This window comes from Micromonospora sp. WMMD1120 (assembly GCF_029626235.1).
GTDB lineage: Bacteria > Actinomycetota > Actinomycetes > Mycobacteriales > Micromonosporaceae > Micromonospora.
The window spans coordinates 1-1,898 of the sequence record NZ_JARUBO010000002.1 but is presented as its reverse complement, the minus strand read 5'-3'; the positions used below and the strand labels follow the sequence as shown (position 1 = coordinate 1,898).

Genomic DNA, 1,898 nt, shown 5'->3' with positions numbered 1-1,898 from the left:
GCGTTGTTGGCGGAGTTCCCGGACATGCCCTCGACGGTGATCATGGAACGGGTCGGGTGGACCCGTGGGAAGACGGTGTTCTGTGACCGGGTGCAGCGGCTGCGGCCGTTGTTCCGCCGGCCTGACCCGGCGCAGCGCACCGAGTACCTGCCGGGTGAGCTGGCGCAGTGTGATCTGTGGTTCCCGCCGGCGGACGTGCCCCTGGGGTTCGGTCAGGTCGGACGGCCGCCGGTGATGGTGATGGTGTCCGGGTACTCGCGGTGGCTGACGGCGGTGATGATCCCGTCCCGGCAGTCGGCGGATCTGCTGGTCGGACACTGGACGTTGATCTCCGGGTGGGGTCGGGTGCCCAGGACGTTGGTATGGGACAACGAGTCAGCGGTTGGCCAGTGGCGTGCCGGCAGGCCGCAGTTGACCGAGGCGATGAACGGCTTCCGTGGCACTCTCGGGATCCGCGTGCTCCAGTGCCGGCCGGCGGATCCGGAAGCCAAAGGCCTGGTGGAGCGGGCGAACGGCTATCTTGAGACGTCGTTCCTGCCCGGGCGCCGGTTCAGCTCGCCCCGGGACTTCAACGCCCAGCTTGCCGAATGGCTGGTACGGGCGAACCAGCGTCGGCACCGGGTGCTGGGCTGCCGGCCGGTGGACCGGTGGGAGGCCGACCGAGCGGCGATGTTGACGCTGCCGCCGGTCGCGCCGGTGGTCGGCTGGCGGCGGAGCACCCGTCTGCCCCGCGACCACTACGTCCGGCTGGACGGCAACGACTACTCGGTGCACCCGATGGTGGTGGGCCGCCGGGTCGACGTGGTCGCTGACGCCGACCGGGTGCAGGTGCTCTGCGAGGGCCGTCTCGTCGCCCGGCACGACCGGTGCTGGGCGCGGCATCAGAGCATCACCGACCCGGCTCACCGTCAGGCCGCCGCCGATCTGCGGACCGCCGCGCGGCAGGCGCCGGCACCGGCGGTCACGGCCGAGGTGGAGCACCGCAGGTTGGCCGACTACGACCGCATGTTCGGTGTCGATGCCGAGGCGGCCGCGTGATGGCCTCCAGAACGACCGGCAACCGCAACGTCTCCTCCGAGATCGCTTTCCTCACCCGTGCGTTGAAGGCGCCCTCGTTGGCGGCGTCGGTGGACCGGCTCGCGGAGCGGGCCCGGGCGGAGTCGTGGACGCACGAGGAGTTTCTCGCCGCCTGTCTGCAACGCGAAGTGGCGGCCCGGGAGGCCCACGGCGGTGAGGGGCGTATCCGGGCGGCGAGGTTCCCGGCACGCAAGAGCCTGGAGGAGTTCGACTTCGAACACCAGCGGTCGTTGAAGCGGGAGACGATCGCCCACCTGGGCACTCTGGACTTCGTGGCGTCGAAGGAGAACGTCGTGTTCCTGGGGCCGCCCGGCACCGGCAAGACCCACCTGTCCATCGGTCTCGGTATCCGGGCCTGCCAGGCCGGACACCGGGTCGCGTTCGCCACCGCCGCTCAGTGGGTGTCCCGTCTCGCTGACGCCCACCACGCCGGCCGGCTGCAGGACGAGCTCGTCAAACTCGGCCGGATCCCGCTGGTGATCGTTGACGAGGTCGGCTACATCCCCTTCGAAGCCGAAGCGGCGAACCTGTTCTTCCAGTTGGTTTCGAACCGCTACGAACGTGCCTCGCTGATCGTCACCAGTAACAAGCCCTTCGGCCGGTGGGGAGAGGTCTTCGGTGATGACGTCGTCGCCGCGGCCATGATCGACCGGCTTGTTCACCACGCCGAGGTCGTTTCGATGAAGGGCGACAGCTACCGGCTCAAGGACCGCGACCTCGGCCGCGTCCCGGCAGCGACCAAGACCAACGACTGAAGATCAACCAAACCGGGGTGGTCCAGTTTCAGCCGGACCACGGTGGTCACGATTGAGGCGGCGTTG

The 1,898-nt window shown here is 69.3% G+C and carries 2 protein-coding genes; both read left to right on the top strand.

The features are described 5' to 3' along the window. The coding region (gene istA, locus O7634_RS00030) for an IS21 family transposase (protein WP_278148121.1) at positions 1-1,038 on the top strand (1,038 nt) is incomplete at its 5' end. After that, positions 1,038-1,832: an IS21-like element helper ATPase IstB gene (gene istB, locus O7634_RS00025; protein ID WP_278148120.1), complete on the top strand. Its 795-nt coding sequence runs from the start codon at positions 1,038-1,040 to the stop codon at positions 1,830-1,832. The genes istA and istB, both read left to right, overlap by 1 nt. The last annotated feature ends 66 nt before the right edge of the window (positions 1,833-1,898 follow it).